Source organism: Marinobacter sp. (assembly GCF_048259445.1).
Lineage (GTDB): Bacteria > Pseudomonadota > Gammaproteobacteria > Pseudomonadales > Oleiphilaceae > Marinobacter.
Genome location: NZ_JBLXHQ010000006.1, coordinates 21,650 through 43,413, shown reverse-complemented (window position 1 = coordinate 43,413; position 21,764 = coordinate 21,650). Strand labels below are relative to the sequence as shown.

23 protein-coding genes and 1 tRNA gene are annotated in these 21,764 nt (G+C 52.7%); 5 read left to right on the top strand and 19 right to left on the bottom strand.

Annotated elements, in window-relative coordinates:
- Positions 1–49: 49 nt before the first annotated feature.
- Positions 50–1,756 carry a chemotaxis protein gene (locus tag ACN0RL_RS06325; RefSeq protein WP_417514841.1) on the top strand — a complete coding sequence of 569 codons (1,707 nt, stop codon included), beginning with the start codon at positions 50–52 and terminating at the stop codon, positions 1,754–1,756.
- A 93-nt stretch (positions 1,757–1,849) separates the two neighbouring features.
- Here ACN0RL_RS06325 and ACN0RL_RS06320 read toward each other — a convergent pair whose 3' ends face one another.
- Positions 1,850–2,164, bottom strand: a complete 315-nt coding sequence (locus ACN0RL_RS06320; protein WP_417514839.1) for an SCP2 sterol-binding domain-containing protein — start codon at positions 2,162–2,164, stop codon at positions 1,850–1,852.
- Positions 2,165–2,392: 228 nt separating this feature from the next.
- Here ACN0RL_RS06320 and sohB point away from each other — a divergent pair, with 228 nt between their 5' ends.
- Positions 2,393–3,454, top strand: coding sequence for a protease SohB (gene sohB / locus ACN0RL_RS06315; protein ID WP_417514837.1), 1,062 nt, complete (start codon positions 2,393–2,395; stop codon positions 3,452–3,454).
- A gap of 62 nt (positions 3,455–3,516) precedes the next feature.
- Here sohB and ACN0RL_RS06310 read toward each other — a convergent pair whose 3' ends face one another.
- The 4 genes from ACN0RL_RS06310 to metH all read right to left on the bottom strand — a co-directional run bounded on the left by ACN0RL_RS06310 (position 3,517) and on the right by metH (position 10,015).
- On the bottom strand, positions 3,517–4,023 hold the full coding sequence (locus ACN0RL_RS06310) for a DUF934 domain-containing protein (RefSeq protein WP_417514835.1): 507 nt from the start codon (positions 4,021–4,023) through the stop codon (positions 3,517–3,519).
- A complete protein-coding gene (locus ACN0RL_RS06305; protein WP_417514833.1) occupies positions 4,016–5,668 on the bottom strand; it encodes a nitrite/sulfite reductase in 1,653 nt (550 codons plus the stop codon). The genes ACN0RL_RS06310 and ACN0RL_RS06305 overlap by 8 nt, the downstream gene beginning before the upstream one ends.
- Positions 5,669–6,045: 377 nt before the next feature.
- A complete protein-coding gene (locus ACN0RL_RS06300; RefSeq protein ID WP_417514831.1) occupies positions 6,046–6,282 on the bottom strand; it encodes a DUF2970 domain-containing protein in 237 nt (78 codons plus the stop codon).
- A 34-nt stretch (positions 6,283–6,316) separates the two neighbouring features.
- The gene (gene metH, locus ACN0RL_RS06295) at positions 6,317–10,015 is read right to left on the bottom strand and encodes a methionine synthase (RefSeq protein WP_417514829.1); all 3,699 of its coding nucleotides are present in this window, start codon (positions 10,013–10,015) and stop codon (positions 6,317–6,319) included.
- A gap of 241 nt (positions 10,016–10,256) precedes the next feature.
- Here metH and nfuA point away from each other — a divergent pair, with 241 nt between their 5' ends.
- Both nfuA and ACN0RL_RS06285 read left to right on the top strand, forming a co-directional pair.
- Positions 10,257–10,844: a Fe-S biogenesis protein NfuA gene (nfuA, locus tag ACN0RL_RS06290; protein ID WP_417514827.1), complete on the top strand. Its 588-nt coding sequence runs from the start codon at positions 10,257–10,259 to the stop codon at positions 10,842–10,844.
- Positions 10,845–11,029: 185 nt separating this feature from the next.
- Positions 11,030–12,229 (top strand): DUF445 domain-containing protein, encoded by a 1,200-nt coding sequence (locus tag ACN0RL_RS06285; RefSeq protein WP_417514825.1) that lies wholly within the window; start codon positions 11,030–11,032, stop codon positions 12,227–12,229.
- Between the two features lie 39 nt (positions 12,230–12,268).
- On the opposite strand, the gene ACN0RL_RS06280 is transcribed toward ACN0RL_RS06285, so the two are convergent.
- The 5 genes from ACN0RL_RS06280 to ACN0RL_RS06260 all read right to left on the bottom strand — a co-directional run bounded on the left by ACN0RL_RS06280 (position 12,269) and on the right by ACN0RL_RS06260 (position 14,510).
- Positions 12,269–12,595: a TusE/DsrC/DsvC family sulfur relay protein gene (locus ACN0RL_RS06280; RefSeq protein ID WP_417514823.1), complete on the bottom strand. Its 327-nt coding sequence runs from the start codon at positions 12,593–12,595 to the stop codon at positions 12,269–12,271.
- 3 nt (positions 12,596–12,598) lie between these two features.
- On the bottom strand, positions 12,599–12,883 hold the full coding sequence (gene tusB / locus ACN0RL_RS06275; RefSeq protein ID WP_417514821.1) for a sulfurtransferase complex subunit TusB: 285 nt from the start codon (positions 12,881–12,883) through the stop codon (positions 12,599–12,601).
- Between the two features lie 37 nt (positions 12,884–12,920).
- Complete coding sequence (locus tag ACN0RL_RS06270) at positions 12,921–13,271, bottom strand: DsrE family protein (RefSeq protein WP_417514819.1); 351 nt, start codon at positions 13,269–13,271, stop codon at positions 12,921–12,923.
- Position 13,272: 1 nt separating this feature from the next.
- Positions 13,273–13,689, bottom strand: coding sequence for a sulfurtransferase complex subunit TusD (gene tusD, locus ACN0RL_RS06265; protein ID WP_417514817.1), 417 nt, complete (start codon positions 13,687–13,689; stop codon positions 13,273–13,275).
- Between the two features lie 101 nt (positions 13,690–13,790).
- The gene (locus ACN0RL_RS06260) at positions 13,791–14,510 is read right to left on the bottom strand and encodes a Bax inhibitor-1/YccA family protein (RefSeq protein ID WP_417514815.1); all 720 of its coding nucleotides are present in this window, start codon (positions 14,508–14,510) and stop codon (positions 13,791–13,793) included.
- 257 nt (positions 14,511–14,767) lie between these two features.
- On the opposite strand from ACN0RL_RS06260, the gene ACN0RL_RS06255 reads away from it, so the two are divergent.
- Positions 14,768–14,858 (top strand) — tRNA-Ser (locus ACN0RL_RS06255).
- A gap of 140 nt (positions 14,859–14,998) precedes the next feature.
- On the opposite strand, the gene ACN0RL_RS06250 is transcribed toward ACN0RL_RS06255, so the two are convergent.
- The 9 genes from ACN0RL_RS06250 to ACN0RL_RS06210 form a co-directional block, all read right to left on the bottom strand.
- On the bottom strand, positions 14,999–15,325 hold the full coding sequence (locus tag ACN0RL_RS06250) for a hypothetical protein (protein ID WP_417514813.1): 327 nt from the start codon (positions 15,323–15,325) through the stop codon (positions 14,999–15,001).
- Positions 15,325–15,486 carry a hypothetical protein gene (locus ACN0RL_RS06245; protein ID WP_417514811.1) on the bottom strand — a complete coding sequence of 54 codons (162 nt, stop codon included), beginning with the start codon at positions 15,484–15,486 and terminating at the stop codon, positions 15,325–15,327. The genes ACN0RL_RS06250 and ACN0RL_RS06245 overlap by 1 nt, the downstream gene beginning before the upstream one ends.
- A 3-nt stretch (positions 15,487–15,489) precedes the next feature.
- Positions 15,490–16,005 (bottom strand): hypothetical protein, encoded by a 516-nt coding sequence (locus ACN0RL_RS06240; RefSeq protein ID WP_417514809.1) that lies wholly within the window; start codon positions 16,003–16,005, stop codon positions 15,490–15,492.
- Positions 16,006–16,016: 11 nt separating this feature from the next.
- The gene (locus ACN0RL_RS06235; RefSeq protein ID WP_417514807.1) at positions 16,017–17,405 is read right to left on the bottom strand and encodes a hypothetical protein; all 1,389 of its coding nucleotides are present in this window, start codon (positions 17,403–17,405) and stop codon (positions 16,017–16,019) included.
- Complete coding sequence (locus ACN0RL_RS06230; protein ID WP_417514805.1) at positions 17,402–17,761, bottom strand: hypothetical protein; 360 nt, start codon at positions 17,759–17,761, stop codon at positions 17,402–17,404. Before ACN0RL_RS06230 ends, ACN0RL_RS06235 begins: the two co-directional genes overlap by 4 nt.
- A 468-nt stretch (positions 17,762–18,229) precedes the next feature.
- Positions 18,230–20,629, bottom strand: coding sequence for a phage/plasmid primase, P4 family (locus ACN0RL_RS06225; protein WP_417514803.1), 2,400 nt, complete (start codon positions 20,627–20,629; stop codon positions 18,230–18,232).
- Positions 20,622–21,137, bottom strand: a complete 516-nt coding sequence (locus ACN0RL_RS06220; protein WP_417514801.1) for a hypothetical protein — start codon at positions 21,135–21,137, stop codon at positions 20,622–20,624. Before ACN0RL_RS06220 ends, ACN0RL_RS06225 begins: the two co-directional genes overlap by 8 nt.
- Positions 21,134–21,343 carry a hypothetical protein gene (locus tag ACN0RL_RS06215; RefSeq protein ID WP_417514799.1) on the bottom strand — a complete coding sequence of 70 codons (210 nt, stop codon included), beginning with the start codon at positions 21,341–21,343 and terminating at the stop codon, positions 21,134–21,136. The genes ACN0RL_RS06220 and ACN0RL_RS06215 overlap by 4 nt, the downstream gene beginning before the upstream one ends.
- Positions 21,340–21,525 (bottom strand): helix-turn-helix transcriptional regulator, encoded by a 186-nt coding sequence (locus ACN0RL_RS06210; protein WP_417514797.1) that lies wholly within the window; start codon positions 21,523–21,525, stop codon positions 21,340–21,342. Before ACN0RL_RS06210 ends, ACN0RL_RS06215 begins: the two co-directional genes overlap by 4 nt.
- Positions 21,526–21,764 lie beyond the last annotated feature (239 nt).

Below are 21,764 nucleotides of genomic sequence, written 5' to 3'. Positions count from 1 at the left end.
ATTTCACTTGGACGGCGCGGAAGTTTCCGCAGATTAACAGGAAGCGTTTATGGTTCAATCGTCTCTGGCGACGAAATCGCAGTCGTTTGATCTGGTCAAAAGTGAAATAGAACAGACCATCAAGCAGGCCGAATCCAGTCTTGAGCGCTTTCAGGAAAACCGCGAGAGCGGTGAGGATCTGCAGAACTGTCTGGATTTTTTGAATCAGCTTCGCGGTATTTTCATTCTGGTGGAACTTCGTGGCGGAACATTGTTGTGCCAGGAAGCGGTTACCATGGCAAACGATGTTCCGGTTGGCGCGAACGATGACAAGAATATCCTGCTGACTACCTTGAGTAATGCGTTGTTTATTCTTCGACGCTACGTCGAGTACTACCATCAGCAACGAGAAGACCATCCTGAGCTACTGCTCCCGGTTATCAATGAGCTGCGCGAAGCTCGTCGTGAAAAACCTTATCCCGAATCCCGCTTTTTCGAAGTCGACGTAAAAGACCGGCCTGATTTTTGTGGTGGTCTTCCGGTTTCGGCTTTTGAAGGTAACGAGTCAGAATACGAGATTGTTGCCCGGCGTATGCGCCTGACCTTTCAGGTAGCGCTACTGGGCCTGCTTCGGGATCGTAATCCGGTGGTCAGCCAGAAACTCATAGGCCGTTCAGCCCGTGGTTTTGCCCGCTTGTGTCAAGGTGCTCCCATGGGGCAGATGTGGTGCCTGGTTGCGATAGCGGCGGATACCATGCTGGATCGAGCGATGCCTTTTACAAAGGCCCGCAAGCGCATGTTTATGCGAATCGAAAAATATGCGCGTGAAGTGGTTTATGTAGGCAAGGTGGCAACAACCAAGGACGCACCAGACTCCCTCATTCGTGATCTGGTTTATCTCTTGTACCGCAGCGGCTCCGGAAATCCGGAAGCTACAGCCATTCTTTCAGCTTTTCAGCTGACGCCTGCGGAGTTCCCGGATTCTATTCTGGAAGCCCATTCGCGCCGGCTTTATGGGCCCGGTGCTGACGTACTAAAATCGCTCTCTGAAGCCTTGCAGGACGAGCTGAATCAGCTCAAAGACAAACTCGACATCATAGAACGTGGCATTGAGCCAGACCTGGCAGAACTGTCATCGATTGCCGAAACCCTTGAACGTCTTGGCAACACTCTGGTAATGCTCGACCTCAATCGTCTGGCGGCCATTGCCCGCGAAGAAGCTGTAAAGCTTCGAGCCTGGGAAGCTGAATCGCGGCTACCTGGTGAAGAAGAGCTTTTCCGTCTTGCAGATTCTGTACTGGGTATCGAAGACGCCGTTATGCAGATAGTCAATCGCGGCATCACGTCAGAAACAGATGCGCTGGCTGGCAGTGAGCGTAGCCATGAAGAATCTGTTTATCTTCAGGAGGCCGTGTACGTAGTTGCTGACGAAGCTCGAAGTGCGCTGACACTGGCCAAACGGGCGATCACTGCGTTTGTTGAATCGGATTATGACAAGCTTCATCTCGCCAATTTGCCGGCTACCTTGCACAGCATCTGGGGCGGTCTGCAAATGGTCAATGATCCTGGCGCGGCGCATGTACTGGAGCGTGTTTCAGCTTCTATACAGGAGCGGTTACTGGATGCCCGCGAAGTCCCCGAAACCCAGGTTCTGGAAGCACTGGCAGATGCTCTGACATCCCTTGAGTACTATATAGAGAGCATCGGCAAGCGCGAGGAAAGCAACGCAGATCTGCTCAGGCTGGCGGAAACGTCTATGGATGATGTCGGTCTTTGATGACAACCAGATAACAGTACCTCAGGTAAAAAAAAACCCGCGCCAGGCGCGGGTTTTTTATGAGCTCGGCTTTTATCGCCTCACCAGAGACAATCAGCCCATATTGAACAGCTCGCCCAGCTTGGTGGCCAGCATCATGTCGCCTTCGGCGCGCAGCTGTCCTGCCATAAAGGCCTGCATGCCGTCGGTTTCACCGGAAACAATGCCCTGCAGGGTTTCAGAGTTCATGATAAGTGTTACGGAAGGGTCGTCGTGAGGGCCGTCATGCAGCGTGCATGTTCCGTCTTTGATGACCAGGTGGTGGGTTTTGTCATCTTCGATATCAAACTGGAACACCAGGTCCAGGCCCTGAGCTGCGTCTGCGTTGAAGTTCTGCTCGAGTTTTTGAAAGATTTGATCTACAGACATTCTTTTACCCTTTTTGATGGTTGTCTTGTCATGATAGCGGCTTTAGGTGCCTGGCTTTGCAAGCCTCGGCGGCAGCCGGGTAGAGCCGACTTCGCCATTCGACTTTATGGTGAGATTTCATCACTGTCAAGCTCGATCGAACGCTTGTTTTAATTTTTTTGCTCTGCTTATCACCAGAGTTTCGGTAAGTTACACTCTCGTGCTTGCTTAACTGGCTGGAGAAGCGATTTGGAGTTTCTGACTGAATACGGTTTGTTTTTGGCCAAGATGGTCACTTTTGTTATTGCAGCAATAGTGGTCGTGTCCATTATTGTCTCGGCGACCCATAAAGAGAGGGGAGACCACGAGGACGGTGAGCTGCAAATCCGCAAGCTCAACGAAAAATACCGAAAGCTGCGTGAGTCCATTCAGGCGCGATTGATGTCTGATCACGAACGCAAAGCCTGGAGCAAAGCCAAAAAGAAAAAAGACAAGGCAGAAAAGAAAGCGGATAAAGCCAAGAAGTCCGATGGTGAATCTCCTGAAGCTGCTCCCAAGCGTATCTATGTTCTGGATTTTGATGGTGACATCAAAGCCAGTGATACCGACCCGCTCCGCCGTGCCATCTCTGCGGTACTGAGTGTTGCGGAACCCGGTAAAGATGAAGTGGTCATTCGGCTGGAAAGCGGCGGTGGACTGGTACACTCCTATGGCCTGGCAGCAGCACAGCTCGACAGGATCCGTAGTAAAGGCATCCACCTGACAGCCTGTGTCGATAAAGTGGCTGCAAGCGGTGGTTACATGATGGCTTGCGTGGCGGACCGTATTATTGCCTCGCCGTTCGCCGTACTCGGTTCGATTGGTGTAGTAGCCCAACTGCCAAACTTTAACCGGTTACTCAAGAAAAATAACGTTGATTTTGAAGTGCTGACAGCCGGTGAGCACAAGCGGACCATGACTATTTTCGGCGAAAATACTGAAAAAGGCCGAAAAAAATTCCTCGAAGATCTTGAAGATACGCATGTACTGTTCAAAGAGTATGTGAGTGAGCGCCGCCCAGACCTCGATATCGCGGCTGTCGCTACCGGTGATATCTGGTTCGGGAAGCGCGCACTTGAAGTCAAACTCATCGACGAGATCAAGACTTCTGATGAATACCTGATAGAAGCTTGCGACAGGGCAGATGTAGTCTCTGTTTCATTCGAGCGTAAACGCACCCTGCCCGAAAAACTCGGATTGGCAACCAGTGCGGCACTTGAGCACTCCGTATGGAAGGTTCTCAGCGCGTTTCGTAATCAGAAAATCCAGTAATAGCTCGAACATTCAAAGGCGGCAGGCTTACCGCCTTTGAATGCATACCGCTGTGTTCAGAGCTAGGACGCTCTGCGTCTAAACAGAGGCAAGTCTGTGTCAGTTGCTGCCTGGTAGCCCTGACTGAAGAAGTTCAGAGAGCGGGCGGCCTTACGAATATCCTTATCGGGCCGTAGTTCATAAGTATCAAAGCCACAACGCTTCATAAACTGAAGTTGATCGAGTAACACATCGCCAATCGCCCGAAGCTCGTTTTTATAGCCGAAACGCTCTCGCAACAAGCGACCAATGCTGTATCCCCGGCCATCGCTGAACTTGGGAAAGTTCACGGCAATCAAAGGCAGCTCATCAACGTAATCTGCCAGAATCTCGGGCTCGTCATGGCTATCAAACCATACGCCAATATCATCTCTCCCGACGAAACTCTCGCGGCTCTGGACCCAGCGTTCAGCTGGTATCAACGCGCGCTGATTGTCCGGAATATTCAATGCTTCCCCGCCGCCTGGACGGGGGACCACAATCCACTGGTTCTGACGGGTGGTGCCGTCCTGGAGAATAATGTCAGGCATAAACCCGCTCCTTGAAAGGGTCGATTCCAACACGGCGGTAAGTATCCAGGAAGGATTCCTCTTCCGTGCGCTTGTCTACGTAAACATCAATAATCTTGGCAATCACATCGGGCATATCATCCTGGGCGAAAGAAGGCCCCAGAATTTTACCGATTGACGCATCATGCTGGGATGCTCCTCCCAGGCTTACCTGATAGAACTCCTGACCTTTTTTGTCGACTCCCAGGACGCCGATATTGCCAACGTGGTGATGGCCACAAGCGTTCATGCAACCCGAAATATTCAAGTCGATTTCGCCAAGGTCATACAGGAAATCGAGATTGTCGAAACGGCGCTGAATAGCTTCAGCTACCGGAATTGACTTGGCATTTGCGAGGGCACAGAAGTCCCCACCCGGGCAACAGATAATATCCGTCAGCGTATTCAGGTTGGCTGTGCCAAAACCCATGGGGCCAAGCTGCAGCCAAAGTTCCAGCAGACGATCCTGACGAACATCAGCCAGCACCACGTTCTGTTGGTGTGTTACCCGTATCTCACCAAAACTGAATTCATCCGCAAGATCTGCAATCTGTTCAAGCTGCCGGTCGGTCACATCGCCCGGTGGTGTGCCGGTTTTCTTCATGGACAACGAAACAATGGCGTACCCGGGCTTTTTATGAGTGTCTACGTTGTGTTGCAACCACTGGTCGAACTCACGGTTTTCAAATCGTTGCTGCGCAAGCAGGTCGGCTGCGCTATCCAGTACTGCATAGGCAGGCTCGGTGAAGTAGCCCTGAATGCGTTCAATCGCATCTGGTGTCAGCCGGCTCGGTGAATCCTTGATATGCGCCCACTCAGCTTCGACTTTTTCGGCAAAACCCTCCGGCGTAAGAGCCTTGACCAGAATCTTGATGCGCGCCTTGAACTTGTTGTCGCGACGACCGTAGCGGTTGTAGACCCTGAGAACGGCCTCCAGATAGGTGAGCAAGTCGAGCTCCGGCAAGAACTCACGGATAACCGGGGCAACCATTGGTGTTCGCCCAAGACCGCCACCGACGTGAACCCGAAAACCAAGCTCACCAGCATCATTGCGCACAATTTGAAGCCCTATATCGTGCACCCGGATAGCAGCCCTGTCAGTTTTCTCGGACGCATTGACGGCAACCTTGAACTTTCTCGGCAGAAATGCGAATTCCGGATGAAAGGTCGACCACTGCCGAATAATTTCGCAGTAGGGGCGCGGGTCTACCAGTTCGTCTGACTGAACGGCCGCAAACTGGTCTGTCGTGGTGTTCCTTATGCAATTACCGCTGGTCTGGTTGGCATGCATTTCCACTTCTGCCAGTTCAGCCAGGATATCGGGCACATCTTCCAGTGCTGGCCAGTTAAGCTGAACATTCTGGCGGGTTGTGAAGTGGGCATAACCTTTATCGTAATCCCGCGTAATCCGCGCCAGGCGGCGCAATTGTTCAGACCGCAACATACCGTAAGGCACACAGATGCGCAGCATGGGTGCAAGCCGTTGAACGTAGAGCCCGTTCTGGAGGCGCAAAGGTAGAAATTCATCCTCTGCCAACTCTCCGGCCAGCGCCCGCGTGGTCTGATCCCGGAATTGTGCAACCCGCTCGGCCATCATTTGCCGATCGTGCTCATCGTATACGTACATAAAGGAAAGTCCTGGATAAGGATGTCGTCACGGCTTGCACCGGACAGATTCAGTTAGTGATTTGCCGGGTGCGCCCGAAAATCGGGGCCTTATATCTGAAACGAAGGATAACAGCGGCTTTTTATTCTAGAAACGATTATTTCAAGATATGTTTATCGATTCAGGTGATAAGGCGATGCGTGGGGAGCTGGACGAATGTCAATTTGCTGCTTTAATGAGAGAAGGAAAACAATTCCCCGTTTTTTTTACTGAACATAAAGGAGCAGATGATGAAAAAAACCATGCAATCAGACAGCTACGCCGATGCCATAGCCTCAGTTGCACTCGTAGCGCTTGTAGTCGTGTTCGCTGTGGTTTGGGTTTCCGGACAGTAGACTCTACTGCCCGGATAGAACCACCTGCACAATCAGGACGAGTGTGCCAATGAAAAGCGCTGTGAACAGCAGGCCGCCAATAATGTATGGCAAGGGGCTGTGACTCGCGAAATCTTCTTCTTGGCGCTTGTTGGACTGAACGCCCAGAGCGCCGGCTGCGACGCTCTGCATCACTTTTAAAACGCTTGGGCCCCGAGATTTTTTATTTTTGGTTTTCTCCGTATCCGGCGCATTTGCCATAAAAGCCATCCTGTCTGAGTGTATAGGCCAGTGTTTATTCGTCCGGATCATATGCGAGGCTGGGTGCCAGCCATCGCTCTGCTTCCGCCCTGGAAAGACCTTTACGCTCAGCATAGTCTTCAACTTGATCTACGCCAATTTTACCTACCGCAAAAAACTTTGAATCCGGGTGTGAAAAATACCAGCCGGAAACGGCTGCCGTCGGGTACATGGCAAAGTGTTCGGTCAGCTCAATGCCTGTTTTTGCCGTCGCATCCAGCAATTGGAACAGTGTCTCTTTCTCAGTGTGATCCGGACATGCCGGATAACCGGGAGCCGGGCGGATACCACGGTAACGTTCTTTTATCAGGTCTTCGCTCGCCAGTTGCTCGTCGGCATCGTAACTCCAGAATTCCTTCCGAACCCGCTCATGCATGCGTTCGGCAAAGGCTTCGGCCAGGCGATCAGCAAGGGCTTTCACCATGATTGCGTTGTAGTCGTCGTTGGCATCTTTGTATTCCAGTGACATCTCTTCGGCGCCAATGCCGGTGGTTACCGCAAAACCGCCGACATAGTCACAGTGCTCCGAGCCTTCTTCCGCAACAAAGTCCGATAGCGCCATCATCGCTTTACCAGGGGCCTTTTCATCTTGCTGGCGCAAGTGGTGCAGGGTAGTCAGCTCTTCACTACGGGTTTCGTCGGTGTACACCACAATGTCGTCACCGCGACGATTGGCGGGCCAGAAACCCACTATACCTGAAGCACTTACACGTTTTTCATCAACCATTTTGCGAAGAATGATCTGGGCGTCATCAAACAGGTTGCGAGCCGCTTCGCCGCGCTTGGGGTCATCAAATACCTGCGGGTATTTGCCGGCAATATCCCAGGAGATGAAAAATGGCGTCCAGTCTATGTAGGGTACCAGCTCATTGAGATCGTACTCTTCAAATACCCTTGTGCCGGTGAAGGCAGGCCTGGGTGGTACATAGTTTTCAAAATTGATTTCCGGGGCGCGCGCGCGCGCCTGTTCAAGGCTTACGAGCTTGGTACGGTCGCCCCGATTTTTCCGGCGCTCGCGGATTTCGTCATATTCTTTACGAGCGGCATCCACGAGCGCTGGTTTAGCCGTTTTGCTCAGCAGTTGCGAGGCCACATTAACGCATCGTGATGCGTCTGAAACGTACAGGGCAATGTCGTTCTTATAGTGCGGTTCTATTTTTACAGCGGTATGTGCCTTGGAGGTAGTGGCACCGCCAATCATCAGGGGCAGCTGGAAGTCCAGGCGCTGCATCTCCCTTGCCACATGAACCATCTCATCCAGTGACGGAGTGATCAGCCCGCTGAGGCCTATGATGTCTACATTATGTTCTCTGGCTGCTGCCAGGATCTTGTCGCAGGGCACCATCACACCCAGATCGATAACCTCGTAGTTATTACACTGCAGAACCACGCCGACGATGTTTTTCCCGATGTCGTGCACATCGCCTTTTACAGTGGCCATCAGAATTTTGCCTTTGGCCTGCTGGTCTTCCGACTTCTCCGCTTCAATATAGGGAATAAGGTGCGCCACTGCCTGCTTCATTACGCGGGCACTTTTGACCACCTGGGGCAGAAACATCTTACCGTCGCCGAACAGGTCGCCGACCACGTTCATGCCATCCATCAACGGGCCTTCAATGACGTGAATCGGACGCTCGGCCTGCTGGCGACACTCTTCGGTGTCTTCAATGATAAAGTTGGTAATGCCTTTTACCAGAGAGTGCTCCAGGCGTTTGGTCACCGGCCATTCGCGCCAGGCAAGGTCTTCTTCCTGAGTTTTCCCGCCTTTCCCTTTGAAGCGTTCTGCTATTTCCAGTAGGCGGTCAGTTGCGTCTTCGCGACGGTTGAGTACAACATCTTCAACCAGCTCTTTCAGCTCCGGTTCAATCTCATCGTAAATAACCAGTTGGCCCGGGTTCACAATGCCCATATTCATGCCGGCTTTGATGGCGTGGTAGAGGAACACTGAATGGATAGCCTCGCGTACCACATCGTTTCCGCGGAAGGAGAAGGAAACGTTACTGACGCCGCCGGAAATCGACGCATGCGGCAGATTTTTGCGGATCCAGCGGCTGGCGTTTATGAAGTCCACCGCGTAGTTGTTGTGCTCTTCGATACCTGTGGCAATCGCGAAAACATTGGGGTCAAAAATAATGTCACCCGGGTTGAAGCCAATACCGACAAGAACGTCGTAAGAGCGTTTGCAGATCTCGGTTTTACGCTCATAGGTATCAGCCTGCCCATGCTCATCAAAGGCCATAACAACCACTGCAGCGCCGTAACGCATGCAATCCCTGGCACGCTTAATGAACTCTTCCTCGCCTTCTTTGAGGCTGATGGAGTTAACTACCGCCTTGCCCTGAATACAGCGCAAACCCGCCTCAATGACATCCCACTTGGAGGAGTCAATCATGATGGGCACGCGGGAGATATCCGGCTCGGAGGCGACCAGGTTCAGGAAGGTAACCATAACCTCCTTTGAATCCAGCATGCCTTCATCCATGTTGATATCGATGATCTGGGCACCGTTTTCAACCTGATCCCGAGCCACACTCAGGGCTTCCTCGTACTGCTCCTCTTTGATGAGACGCAGGAACCGCTTGGAGCCGGTAACGTTGGTGCGTTCACCCACGTTGATGAACAGAGTGTTCTCGTCGCCGGTAAACGGCTCAAGGCCGGAAAGTCTCAATGCTTCGGGGCGTTCCGGAATCTTTCGGGGAGGGTATTTGGCTACAGCCAAAGCGATTGCTTCAATGTGCTCCGGGCGTGAACCACAGCAACCGCCAATAATGTTAAGGAAACCGTCCCGCGCGAAGCCTTCAATGATCTCTGCCATCTCTTCCGGCGTTTGATCGTACTCTCCGAACTCGTTAGGCAGGCCAGCGTTTGGGTGTGCGCTAACGTAGGTTGTCGCCTTGGCTGACAGTTCTTCTACGTAAGGGCGCAGGGCGTCGGCACCCAGGGCGCAGTTTAGACCCACAGAAATGGGCCGCGAATGTGAAATGGAGTTCCAGAACGCCTCAGTGGTCTGGCCGGAAAGTGTGCGGCCAGATGCGTCGGTTATGGTGCCCGAAATCATGATCGGCAGTTCTATACCGCTGTCTTCAAAATACTGCTGAGTGGCATAGATTGCGGCTTTCGCGTTCAGGGTATCGAAAATGGTTTCAATGAGAATGATATCGCATCCGCCTTCAACCAGGCCTGCGACGGATTCATAGTAATTGTCTACCAGAGTCTGGAAATCGACGTTCCGGAAGCCGGGATTGTTTACGTCCGGTGATAAAGACGCAGTCCGGGAAGTAGGGCCTACAGCACCGGCAACAAACCGGGGCTTTTCCGGGTTCCTGGCGGTGAATTCATCAGCTACCTGCCGCGCCAGCTTTGCAGCGGCTACGTTCAGCTCTTTCGAGATCTCTTCAAGGCCGTAATCGGCCTGAGATACCCGGGTTGAGTTAAAGGTATTGGTTTCAATAATATCTGCGCCGGCATCCAGATACTCTGCGTGAATGTTCCGCAGCAAAGCAGGCTGGGTGAGGTTCAGCAGGTCATTGTTGCCTTGCACCTCCCGGTCATAGTCGGCGAACCGATCGCCACGGAACGCTTGCTCGTCCAGTTTCTGGTTCTGGATCATGGTCCCCATACCGCCGTCAAGAATCACAATGCGTTCTTGCAGGGCTTTGTGAAGTTGTTTCAAGCGAGTGATGCGATCGGTCATAGTCAGTTCCGGATGTCGGTATAAACGGCGTATTTGTGTCTCTGGCGCGCGATCATAGCAAAATGGCCGTGCCAGTCGTAGCTCCGTCCACAGTTATTCTTTATCTGCGTCAAATGCTTTGCGCCGGGTATGTGGTACGGGTAAGTGATTACCCGGCTAAAGACCAACTAAATTACTTGGTCTTTCATGTTGCAGCGAACTGCCTTAAAATGAACTCAAACTTACCAACGGGTTTAAAAACATGGCATTGGTTACTGTGACAGATCCCGCACGGGATTATCTTGCGCAACTTATTGAAAAGCAGGATGTGGAAGGCATGGGCGTGCGAATTTTCGTAACCCAGCCCGGCACTAAAAATGCTGAAACCTGCCTGGCTTATTGCCCACCGAACGAGATTGTACCTACAGATGAACAGTTAGATCTTGAAAAGTTCATGCTGTATCTGGATCACAACTCCGTACCGTTTCTTGAAGAAGCCTACGTTGATTATTCCAAGGATCAGATGGGTGGTCAGCTCACTATCAAGGCACCGAATGCTAAAGTGCCGAATGTTGATGAAGATGCGCCATTGCCTGACCGGGTTAATTATGTACTCGCTTCAGAAATAAATCCGAATCTCGCGGCGCACGGCGGTGATGTGTCACTGGTAGAAATTGTGGACGAATCCGTCGCCGTACTTCGCTTTGGTGGTGGTTGCCAAGGCTGCTCTGCGGTCAGTCTCACGCTGAAACAGGGTGTTGAGTCGACGCTTAAAGAGCGGGTTCCCGAAATTACGGCCGTTCGTGACGTAACGGATCACACGCAAACCGAAAACGCCTACTACCAGTAACGAAAAAGTGCGGGTGCGCCGCTTGCGCGCCTGCACTTACTCTTTCTCAATGGCGGCTCGGCCAATGTCTGACAGGCCCCGCTACCTCATCATCTATTCCACAAAAAGAGGCCGTAAATTTTGCCTCAGTCTGCGGATAAACCACAAACTCTGCAGGCCAGCTATCTGCTTTTGTGGGGTACCATTTGATCAACGCTGCACTTCTTTCCGTGCCCTTAATGGCCGCCTTGACTGGCTGGTTTACCAACTGGCTTGCCATAAAGATGTCTTTCTATCCAGTTCGCTTCATGGGTGTTGGCGTTATCGGCTGGCAGGGCGTTATTCCCCGAAAAGCGGAGAAAATGGCCCATATCTGTATCGATCGGACTCTCAGGCAGTTTGGTGATCTGAATGCTGTTTACCAGGAGCTTGAACCCCAGCGCATCATCGAACAGGTGATATCCCGGGTGACACCAAGGCTGGATGAGTACATTGATGAAGTGATGTATGAAACCCAACCGGTGCTGTGGGACAATCTGCCATTATTTTTGCGCCGGCGAATTTATCAGTGGGCCCGTGAGCAGTTGCCTGACAGGGTGGGGGATCTTGTTGATGATTTTGGTGATGACCTTGCCGAGTTGGTCGATCTTAAAGCCTTGCTGAGTGTTGAGCTGAAACAACACCCGGACCTCATGAATCGTATATTCCAGCAGGCGGGCGCAACTGAACTCCGGTCCGTCATTAACCTCGGAGCTATTATTGGTGGGATTCTGGGATGTGTTCTTGCGCCAGTCTGGTCGACTTATCCAGTGCCGTGGCTGCTGCCTGTTGGCGGTTTTGCTATCGGTTTTATCACAAACTGGATTGCGATCAATCTGATTTTCACGCCGTTGAAGCCCCGCCGGTTTCTGTTCTGGAAAATTCAGGGTTTGTTCTTGCGTCGTCAGCCCGAAATAAGCGATATCTGGGCCAGGCTGGTCGCAGAGGAGCTGATTACCGTTGAGAAAGTCGCCGACGCGATGGTTAATGGTAGCCAGGCTGACCGGACCCGCGCCATGCTACAGAAGCATCTCAGGCCGCTGCTGGACAATTCTCTCCTGATAAAGCTTGGTGCGCAGGTAACTGCAGGTATGAGCGGCTATACCGAGCTGAAAAAAGCCATGAATCAGCAGGCATTGCTGGCAACCCATGACGTGTTCAGTGACCCGGAGTTTAATAAAGAGCGGGCGCCAATTGTTGCGAGCGTATTATCCGGGCAAATGCGAGCGCTGCGCCCCGCGGAATTCCAGGACATTCTTCGGCCGGCGTTTCGTGAAGAGGAGGTGCAGCTCATGTTTGTAGGTGGCGTATTTGGTGCCGTTGCCGGCGCAATCCAGTTTTTAGCACTGACGCATCTCGCATTGTGAATTCCGGAATATCAAAGGGCTCCAGCGCAGGTATAGTCGCTAAAGGCAGTTTGTCGGCCGCGGCAATCCGGCTATTCGGCAGGCTGTTTTTGCCGGAGTACCCGGGAACAGCTGCATGAGATAAATGCTGTTGCCTTTATCTTCCCCCAAAGCTTCTTTAACCGATTTTACGAACAGCCTGTTTGAGGGCGGAGACATTTCATATTCTCTGTAAAATATGCGCAGAAACTCTATGATTTCCCAATGCTTTTCATCGAGTGAAATGTTGTCTGCCTCGGCAATAATCGTGGCGACTTCAGGCGTCCATTCGTATGCATTTTCCAGAAAACCTTCATTGTCCCTGGCTGGCGTTACGACGTTTTCCATGGGTCACCAGCTGATCACGTTTTGAGCCTGGGCCGTCAGGTCAACCATGGCGGGGAAGTCCACCAGAGAGGCTTCTGGAGCGCAATGATCTAGACCGCGTGCCACAACGTCTGCTGCGAGGACATACACGGGAGTACTTGTGCTGTGAATGGCTCGTGTCGCGATAGCCAATACTGCACTTTCGGTGAGAAGCAGGGCGTCTCCGGGCTTTAATGCGCGCCTGCACTCTGCGGAACGCGGGTGTTCCGGCGCCTTGTTAAGAATATGAAGTGTAGCAATGGATTTCATAAAGGGTTCCAGCTGTCTGCTTGAGCATGCCTGGGGATCAACCTGAAAAAGCTGTATGTGAATATTGGTGTAACAGGTCGGAGCTGTTTTCAACTACGGCGACACCAGCCACCATATTTTCGACTGTAAGCCCATAGAGCGCGCAGGCCGATGCCTCGGCATACATTGCTTCGACGCCGAAAATGGGTGCGGCGGAAAGATTTTTTTCTAAGGACTTTTGTTTGATTTCATCCGTTTGCTGGGATTTTCTTAGCCAGTTAACACCCGCACCCGTGAACAGAAGTGAAACGCTCTGATCAAACGCTGCCAGGGAAAATGCCATATCGAGGGCCTCACGCCCTGCCCAGGTTCCGTAAGGTGGCTGGTCAATCACCATCAATGTGCTCACGTCAGCCTCCTGCATGAAAATAAATAACCCGTGACGATGCCATGGTGCCTTCTACCCATTCCCCAAGCCCGGCGATAATAAAAGGCTCAAGGAGGTTGCTGGCGGGCAGCTCATGCCGCTTTTGCTCTGCATCGTCTACCAACCCCCGCCTTAATGCAGACGCAATACAGACTACACCCGGAGTAGCATTCTGTTGCAGGAACTTCGCCCATTCAGCTGGCCAATGGGTTTCGTCTGAAGGTGGCGTACAGAGCACGGAAGCGATATGAACTCCGTCGCCATAAAGAAATACCCGATCTAATGTATGGCCCTTGGCAAGCGCCGCCTGAGCGAATGACAAAGCCGTTTGCGGAGCCTGGGAAGAGTAGGGCGCCCCGGTGATTACCAGTGTGTAGTTTTGCAGTTGGATAGCAGCCATGATTTCGGTTTCAGCCTGAAATGACTCAAGTGTACCAATAGCAAAAACCCCGGCAAAGGCCGGGGTTTCCGCAATCTTTTTGGCTCGCAGTGCGCCTGAAATTAATCGTTGCCGGAGAAAGCACCAATAAGGTGAAGCAGGCTCACGAACAGGTTGTAAATATTCAGGTACAGGCCGGTTGTAGCCATGATGTAGTTAGTCTCACCACCGTTCACAATGCGGCTGGTGTCATACAGAATGAAGCCGGACATCAGGAACACGATTGCGGCACTGATGGCAAGACTGATGGCGGTGATTTCGACGCCGAACATGCCCGCTACGATGGAGCCCAGAGCGGCAACCAGCACAACAACCAAGCCTGCTACCAGCATGCCGCGCATGAAACTGAAGTCTTTCTTGGTCGTTAGCACGTAGCCAGACAGCGCGAAGAAGACCAGGCCGGTTCCTCCCAAAGCCTGCATCACAATCTGGCCACCGTTAGACATCTGCAGGTAGTACAGCAGGATCGGGCCCAGAGACATGCCAAGGAGACCTGTGAACGCAAATACCACCGCGATACCTGCGGAGCTATTGGCGGTCCGTGGCAGCACAAACCAGATCAGGGCGAGTGCGCCCAAGCTGCACACAAGGCTCGCACCCTGGCTCAGGCCCATGGACATGGACACACCCGCCATGGCAGCACTGAACACCAGTGTCATCGCCAGCAGGGTGTAGGTGTTGCGCAAAACCTTGGTTGCTGAGGCGCTGATTGGCGCCGTGGCGGACCCGCGGGCAATCATGCCATTGTGGTTCTGCTGGGCGTTAAACTGTCTGTTTTGCATTATGATCTCCGGTTTAATGCAGCTTGATTAGTTACGGACGTCAGGCTAAACGCCTGATTTACGTCAATCACCTGGAATTACACTCCATAGTAATGTCGAATTCTCAACTTTCAATCATTTACGACACGAAAGTACTCTACGGATTCCATTAAAAGCAGTTAATGTCAAAATATACGCCTGGTTCCATTCAGGGCGTTGACAGCACAGGCAATTCCGGTATCATGCACACCGCTGTCGCTAGGCAGCAATGGAAAACCGGTGGGCTGGCAGAGTGGCTTAATGCAGCGGTCTTGAAAACCGCCGTACGTTAGTAGCGTACCCGGGGTTCGAATCCCTGGCCCACCGCCATTTAATCTTTATTTTCAATCACTTAGAAGTCCTAAAATAATTTACGTATCATCAAACGTACCATCGTGAAAATGGTGGATTTTTGACCAATAAGTAACTTAGGCGGCCATCCCCCGGCATCAGCCTAGAATCCGTCAGGGTCAGGCCATATTACTTTCACACCAACTTATAAAGCCTCTACTGATCCACTGCGCGTCAGTGTCCAGCCATCGGCAAACATGCCGCGTCATTGGCCCGCACCTCACCAGATCATCAAAAGCCTGTTCCGCTTCGGTATCGTGTCGCCTGTTTTGCCAATAACGTCTAGCATCATCAACCAGCAGTGCCAGTGTAGCGCCCCATAGGCGGCGCTCTGCTATGCCTGCATCCTTGCCCATATCATAGGCGGTTAGCTGCTCTGCATTCATCAAGGCCACCAGATAGGGGCCACACCACAAAACCGGCTCATGGTGTGGCGTATGCGTCATCAGTTGCGGTTCAGTTGATCCTCTAGCGCCTGATTCTGTTTACGCAGATCATCGGCGGCCTTTTCGATTTCTTCGGCTTGCTGCTTTTCCTGTTTGGCCTTATGCCGCCCTGTCAGCGGCTCCACGGCTTCCCGTACAAACTCCTGAAGATCCTTTCTCATGGCTTAGCCCTCGTTGTTGATCATCTTGAAAATAAACGGCTTTGTCCCGCGATAGGGGGCCAGCGCCTCGATAAGTGTTTTCTCAAGCGCGTTAGAGTCCATCCATAGGCCGCGCGTATCATCCCGATTTACCCCGGCGCGCTTCGCCAGCAGGGCGGCTTCATTGGCTTGTGCGGCGTAGGTATCGCCCAATGACTTGAAACGCTCCACGGCCTCACGAATGGCCCTTGCGGCCTGCCAAGCATCAGCCATTACGGCGCGGGCTTGGTCTGTCGTTTCGTCTAACTTTGCATCAATGGCCTTTAGCTCTTTGCTGGCGGCGTTCCTGTTTTCCTCTGCCTGCTTTTTCTCTAGCGAGTTGATCCGGAATTGCAGAACACGGCGGCGGGCGGCCTTTTCCTCTTCCTTCTCAATTAGCCGTTCTGGATCTTCGCCAGCATCAACAAGCCGCTGGATTTCCGCATCACTAACGGGCGCTAGCTGGGCTTGTTCGTCCTGTAGTTGCTCTAATTCGGTCATGGTCTGTTACCTCAGTTCATTTTGAATTCAACGTGGGGCATTTCGTAGCGGTTATTCGCTAGCCAGGCTGCCCCGGCAATGGCGTTACATCGGTCGTCATGGCCTTGCGGCCCGTGGTCTATGGTGTCCTTTCCGTTGCGGCCCGTGCGGCGCTCCAATAGGGTTAACTGGGTTAGGGCTTTCTCGTCTGGCGGTAGCTCTACCCCGCCGGTTTGCAGCAGGGGCAATAGCTCTACATACAGTTCAGAACGGTTAAGCTCTGAGGGCTTCATGGTTATGCCGTGCTTTCTGAATTCCTGTCGGGGCCATTCCCCCGCGTACCTGTCCCCGGTGCAGGTATGGATTCGATATTGCTTTAAGATTGCTGCATAACGTCCTGTTATTACTGCGGGATCTCCCCGTTCAGCCCATACCCCATCAATTACACGGCGCTCGCCTTCCTTGTGACTGATCGCCAGGGTGTATTCATCCTGTCCGCCTCCGGCAACGTCTACGAAAGCGGCATAACCTGCACGGGACATAAAGGGCAGAATTAACGGGCGGTTTCGGGTGTTGCTGTCCACCAGTTCGCGGGTTATGAAGGCTGATATGTCGTCACGGAATTGCGCTAGGTATTCAGCGGCGGCGCTTGCGGGGTCACGGTCTAGCGCCTGATCCACAATGCGGCGGGGTAGTGTCGGGTTCATGGTGAGCGTTGGAGCCTGAGCCACCAGAATAGAACCATCCTTTCCAAAGTACCGGCGGTAAGCATCCCACAAGGCACCACGGCGGCTGTATGGACTACTAAGGGCGATTAGCGGGCCATCCAGTGTGGCTAGGCCGGGGCGTACTGCGTTCAGGATCTCAAAGTCTGGGTTTGCTGAATCCTCACTTCGCCAGAATGCCACCTCGTCAGCAATGACAGCGGCGAACGTATAGCCACGGGTTGCCCTGAATGAAGCCGTACCCACTTCGATCACGGCGCGGTTTGATAGCTCTAGGGTTTCGGTAGTCTCGCGGACGATCAGCCGGGACAGCATAGGGTTAGCATTCATCAGGCCGGTGATATAGCGGAATACTGAGCGGGCCTGCTTACGGTCAGCCGCAAGACATAGCACGGTTGCCACTTCACCAGGGCTTAGCCGGTCTGTGTGGTCATTGAAACAGGCTTCATACACGGCCAATAGGGCGGCGTTCTGGGTCTTGCCGCCACGTCTACCGATTGCCAGCCATAGTTCATCGTGTGCGGCCTCTGGGGCGCTCTGGCGGCCTGTTAGTTCCTGCCAGTGGGGCACCTCATCATCGGACAGTTCAAGGCCATAGAAGCCAGCTAGAAGGGCGCGCCATGCGGTGAAGCTATCGCCCCCGAATTGATCCCCGAATAGGGCGGGGTCTGTCATCAGGTCGCGTATGGTAATCACTTGGCGGCCTCTCGCTGCTTCAGGAAGGTGGCAAGGTCGGGCACATCGTGCGCCATACGATCAAGGCCAACAGTTTTAAGTAGTCCGATAAGCGTATTCACCGCCTGAGTTAATCGCCCTTGGTCTACCTCCTCACCACGGCTTAGGGCTGCTTCCTGTTGCTCGATTACACATTCCATGTAAACGATTCGCTTACACAATGACCGCCGCTGATAACTTAGCCGCTCGTTGCCGCCTAGATCCTGGGTCAGTGCTGAGTATCGGTCATTCACCGCACGGGCAAGGCTGGTACGGCCATCTAGCTTTTCGAGCCAGTCCGCTGAATACTTCGCTGGAATATCGGCTTGTTTCGTCATATCTGTGCCATATCTAGCCTGTTTATGATACGTATTATGGCAGTTATAACGGGTGGCATCAATATAAGATTGCGTTATATATGGCGGTGTGGCGGTGGGTGTGTCCGCCTAACTGCGTAAAAGAGGGTACAGGGGTGTGAATTGGCGTTTTCTATGACGGGTATGTCGCTAATAGTAACGGTCTATGACACGTATGACACCTATGACACGTAAAACGCACATCATTTACTACGGGAATTTTTCTTTTTTAGTGAAACAAGGTGTCATCACTGAATAAAAAAAGGTTTTTCGTTACGCAATCAATAGAAAACACGTGTCATACGTGTCATTGAAGGGTGCCAAAATCCCTCTAGCCCTTGTGCCGCAAGGCTTCCAGCTATGACACGTAAAGCCGCCCTCGTGTCATTCTCGTGTCATTGTGGTGTCATTAAAAAACCCCGCACTGAGGCGGGGCTGAATGGCTTGTGGTTAGAAGGTGACAGCGCGCCTGCACCTAACCCCGATATAGTTTCGGGCGGTTGGTTCGCGCTTGTACTTGAAGCCTAACCGTTCCATACGATCCTTGAATCCTTTGATCGCCAGTTGATTGTGAATGCCGCTCTCCCTTGCCCAGTCCTTATAGGCGTTATACATAGCCTGACTGGGTGTTTTAGCTGAGGGTGTGGCCTCGCATTCGGCATCAATGAACTGTGCCACCTGATCGGCCTCTAGCCGCCATTCGTCGCGGGCATCCTTGCAGCTTTGCGGGATTGTGAAGTGTTCCAGCAATGCGTCAGCGTAGGCATCCAGGGCAAGCGTCAGGATTCCGGGCAATTCATCCATCAGCTTGTTTTTCAGGTTGGGGTCACAATTACCCAGTTCTGGTTTAAACACGTTATTGAATTGCAGGATCAAGGCGCGGCGAAACACTGCGTCGGAAAAATCCCGCGTGTGTGGCATGTGGTTAGTACCGAACCAGCACGTTGAAAAAGGCCGCATATCAAACGGGTCTTTGTTCTTGTGCTCTACGGTTGTCGGTTCGCCTGACGTGATACCTTTCAGGGCATCGTCATCAATGACAGCGCCTTGCTTAATCTCGGTAACGATGTTCGCCAGCTTGTTGTGAAGGTGTGCCCGCTGAAACTTGTTATCGAATTGCGAGGGCTGCACCGCCGCCACGTTGTCACGTCCTGCGAGGGCTTCCAGCACAGACAGCAGAACGCTTTTACCGTTGGCACCGCTACCCACCAGAATAATGAATTTCTCGTGGTTACAGTGGGCCATCAGCGTATAGCCCATCATTTCCAGCAATGCCGTTGCCTTGTCCGCTGTGTCAGGGTCGCCCCTGAATACGTCAGACAGGAACTTTATAAACTGGGGCGCTTGTGCCTTCGGGTCATACTCCACCGGCACCTGAGTAGTGCGGTAGTGCTGGCGGTTGTGGGGTAGAAGCTCCCAACGGCCTGAGTCTGAGAGCATCAGCTCACCGCTTAGGGTGTTTACGCACTCCACCGGGCCAATATCAAAGGCATGGTCCGGCATATAGATTTCAGTCCTGAACAGATCCGCTACGCTGTCCACGTTGCTTTTCCGCACGGCTTCCACCTTGTCACCGATATAGTGCTGTACCCACTGCTTAACGCTGCGTTCGTCCTGTTTCTTCCAGACTCCGCAATCGTGCCACTTCCAGACAAAAGACTGAGCCGCTAACACGTTATCTCTTCCGATTTCAGACACTAGGCCGCGTGCCAGTTCCAGGTCATCGGCTTGGCTGTCCTCGTCTGCCTGCCGCTCTGCTTCCTGAATGGCCTTGAATGGCAGTTTCGTTGTCTTGCGTATGGCCTCGTGTACCTTCCGTTTCCGAATGGCTGGCAGGGCTGCACACTCCAAAATCAGCGCCTCGATTTCTTCCGGGTCTGTTTCAAGGGTGAATCCCTGCGCGGCTGCGAGTAATTCCGGGTACTCTCGCGGCTCTGCCACTTGGTCAAGGTCCAGCTTTTCGCGGTAGTCGTTCAGCCGCCGGTCACTGCAATGATCGTGCATACACTTGAAGGCCGGAGACTTGAAGCCGCCAGTGTTGGCCGGATAGTAAACGGTTTCGGTTTGGCCGCTCTCGCTGGAATGTTCAGCCTCAAACGGACACGTTACGTTATAGCCAGCATCAGGCCGCCGGGAGCGAACCATACCGGCGTCACTCAATGCCTTTAAGAACTCGTCACCCTCGCTGATTTCTAGCTGTCGGGCTTGGCGTGAAGTGCCTTCCTTTTGCAATGGCGGGAAGGCTTCCAGGATCTTGTCAGCCGAATAGGGCAGGCCGCCGTTCTCCTGCATCATGCGAACCATGAACGGTTCACCCTTGCGGTGATAGAAGCCGGGAAGCCTCAACACGCGGGGCAGATCCGTTACGCTGGTATCAGTTCCAAACGTGTCAGCGATTCGGCGTTGTACGCCTTCAAACTGAGCCAGGGGCAGGCCATCCGTCAGCCAATAGGGGTGAGCATTGCCGGGGCTGCTTTCCACAATGAAGCTCGCTTCAGGCTTGGCGTTCAGGATAGGGGCCAGGTCTGCGCCATCCGTGTCAGCGAATACCGCCCGCACTCGCTGCACGTTGTCAGCTTTACGGCCTTTCAGATCGGTCTGATTAACCGTAATGAATACACCGGCACCGCTACGGTTAAGTCTTTCCAGTGCTGCGGCATGTCGGGACAGTGGCCCATGAAATACGTCTGCGTACTTCTTCCGCTGGCCTTTGCGCTCCCGCTCTTTGTCCTCTGCCTTAGCCTCTGGGGTATCGGCAAACGTCTGGAATGTGAAGGCTTCCGCTTCCTCATCCAGCAGGGTCAGGAAGTGTTCAGCCAGTTCAATATCTGCTTTCAGTTGTTCAGTCATGGCACACCTCCCGCACTGCGTATTCATTCGGGTACTTTCCGGCGTAGTCAGGGTGAATCCCTGCCTCATCTATCGGGTAAAGCCGCTCTCCCGCTGGAAGCGTGAGCCGTGCCGATAAATTGAATGACGGGTAAGTGCCTTTGATTCGCGGGTGAAGGTACGCGGCCACAATAACGCTATCTGTGGAGCAATAGCGGCGGCCCCATGATTCGATCATGTGTTTAATGGGCAGGCAGGTATTACCTGTTTTCACTGTTTTCTGAGCGTCGAACCAAGCGTAAGCAATACGGGTGCTGTCGTTTGATTCGTGGTAGAAGTAACGCAGATTAAAGACACCCGCTCTTTTCAGATCGGCAATGGCTTTTCGGATTTCCGCATCACTTGGCAACGGGCTGTAGATGGTGGATTTTTGAACAGTAATTGACTGTTTAGTGTTATAATTCACTTGCTCAAGGTGAATAATTTTTGCGCTCTGGCCTACGGTCGGGGCGTTTCTTTTATCGCTCATGCCTCGCCCCCTACCTTGTAATCCAGCATCCGAAAAACATCAGCCAAGCTGATTACCTTGCAGCCGTTAAACTGGCGGACAGTGACATAACCAGTGCTAACCGCATCGGTCACTATATGGGCGGCAATGCCGGTAAGGTGTGTAACATTGGACAGGGCCACGTATTCGCGCCCATTGGAAACGAAAGTAGCGGGGGTGCGCTTCATGCGGACACCTCCTGAACTGCTTCCCAGGCTTCAATGTCTGATAGCTTCCAGCGGGTAGCGCCGTTGATCTTTACAGGGGAGGGGAACTTACCTTCACGTACCCAGCGCCAGATAGTTTGTCTGCACACTGCGTAACGCTCTGAGTTATCTTTGTCGGAAAGGTATTGCTTCACATTGGTCATGTCGGGGTCTCCGGCAACCAATGCCGCATAAAAAAATGGCGGACACCGGCTGCGAATCTAAAAAGACTGATTCCGCATAGCCAGTGGCACCGCCACCTTTACGAGCTACCCTATTCTTCGGCACTGCTCCGGCACCGCCGGACGAACTTTCACTGACACCGTCAGCGACAGATCGCGAAGTTACTCTCACTCAAGCTGCAATTTGTAGTAGCATTCTGTAGCTACTGTATGAATGTTAC

Bases quoted from the DNA above. Each gene is read 5' to 3' on its own strand.
- tusD (WP_417514817.1), bottom strand. From the start codon at position 13,689: ATGGCTGCTATCCAACTGCAAAACTACACACTGGTAATCACCGGGGCG.
- ACN0RL_RS06250 (WP_417514813.1), bottom strand. From the start codon at position 15,325: ATGACGCATACGCCACACCATGAGCCGGTTTTGTGGTGTGGCCCCTAT.
- ACN0RL_RS06310 (WP_417514835.1), bottom strand. From the start codon at position 4,023: ATGCCTGACATTATTCTCCAGGACGGCACCACCCGTCAGAACCAGTGG.
- ACN0RL_RS06245 (WP_417514811.1), bottom strand. From the start codon at position 15,486: ATGAGAAAGGATCTTCAGGAGTTTGTACGGGAAGCCGTGGAGCCGCTG.
- ACN0RL_RS06210 (WP_417514797.1), bottom strand. From the start codon at position 21,525: ATGACCAATGTGAAGCAATACCTTTCCGACAAAGATAACTCAGAGCGT.
- ACN0RL_RS06225 (WP_417514803.1), bottom strand. From the start codon at position 20,629: ATGACTGAACAACTGAAAGCAGATATTGAACTGGCTGAACACTTCCTG.
- tusB (WP_417514821.1), bottom strand. From the start codon at position 12,883: ATGAAATCCATTGCTACACTTCATATTCTTAACAAGGCGCCGGAACAC.
- ACN0RL_RS06260 (WP_417514815.1), bottom strand. From the start codon at position 14,510: ATGCAAAACAGACAGTTTAACGCCCAGCAGAACCACAATGGCATGATT.
- ACN0RL_RS06240 (WP_417514809.1), bottom strand. From the start codon at position 16,005: ATGACCGAATTAGAGCAACTACAGGACGAACAAGCCCAGCTAGCGCCC.
- metH (WP_417514829.1), bottom strand. From the start codon at position 10,015: ATGACCGATCGCATCACTCGCTTGAAACAACTTCACAAAGCCCTGCAA.
- ACN0RL_RS06220 (WP_417514801.1), bottom strand. From the start codon at position 21,137: ATGAGCGATAAAAGAAACGCCCCGACCGTAGGCCAGAGCGCAAAAATT.
- nfuA (WP_417514827.1), top strand. From the start codon at position 10,257: ATGGCATTGGTTACTGTGACAGATCCCGCACGGGATTATCTTGCGCAA.
- ACN0RL_RS06280 (WP_417514823.1), bottom strand. From the start codon at position 12,595: ATGGAAAACGTCGTAACGCCAGCCAGGGACAATGAAGGTTTTCTGGAA.
- ACN0RL_RS06320 (WP_417514839.1), bottom strand. From the start codon at position 2,164: ATGTCTGTAGATCAAATCTTTCAAAAACTCGAGCAGAACTTCAACGCA.
- ACN0RL_RS06305 (WP_417514833.1), bottom strand. From the start codon at position 5,668: ATGTACGTATACGATGAGCACGATCGGCAAATGATGGCCGAGCGGGTT.
- ACN0RL_RS06230 (WP_417514805.1), bottom strand. From the start codon at position 17,761: ATGACGAAACAAGCCGATATTCCAGCGAAGTATTCAGCGGACTGGCTC.
- ACN0RL_RS06300 (WP_417514831.1), bottom strand. From the start codon at position 6,282: ATGGCAAATGCGCCGGATACGGAGAAAACCAAAAATAAAAAATCTCGG.
- ACN0RL_RS06215 (WP_417514799.1), bottom strand. From the start codon at position 21,343: ATGAAGCGCACCCCCGCTACTTTCGTTTCCAATGGGCGCGAATACGTG.
- ACN0RL_RS06325 (WP_417514841.1), top strand. From the start codon at position 50: ATGGTTCAATCGTCTCTGGCGACGAAATCGCAGTCGTTTGATCTGGTC.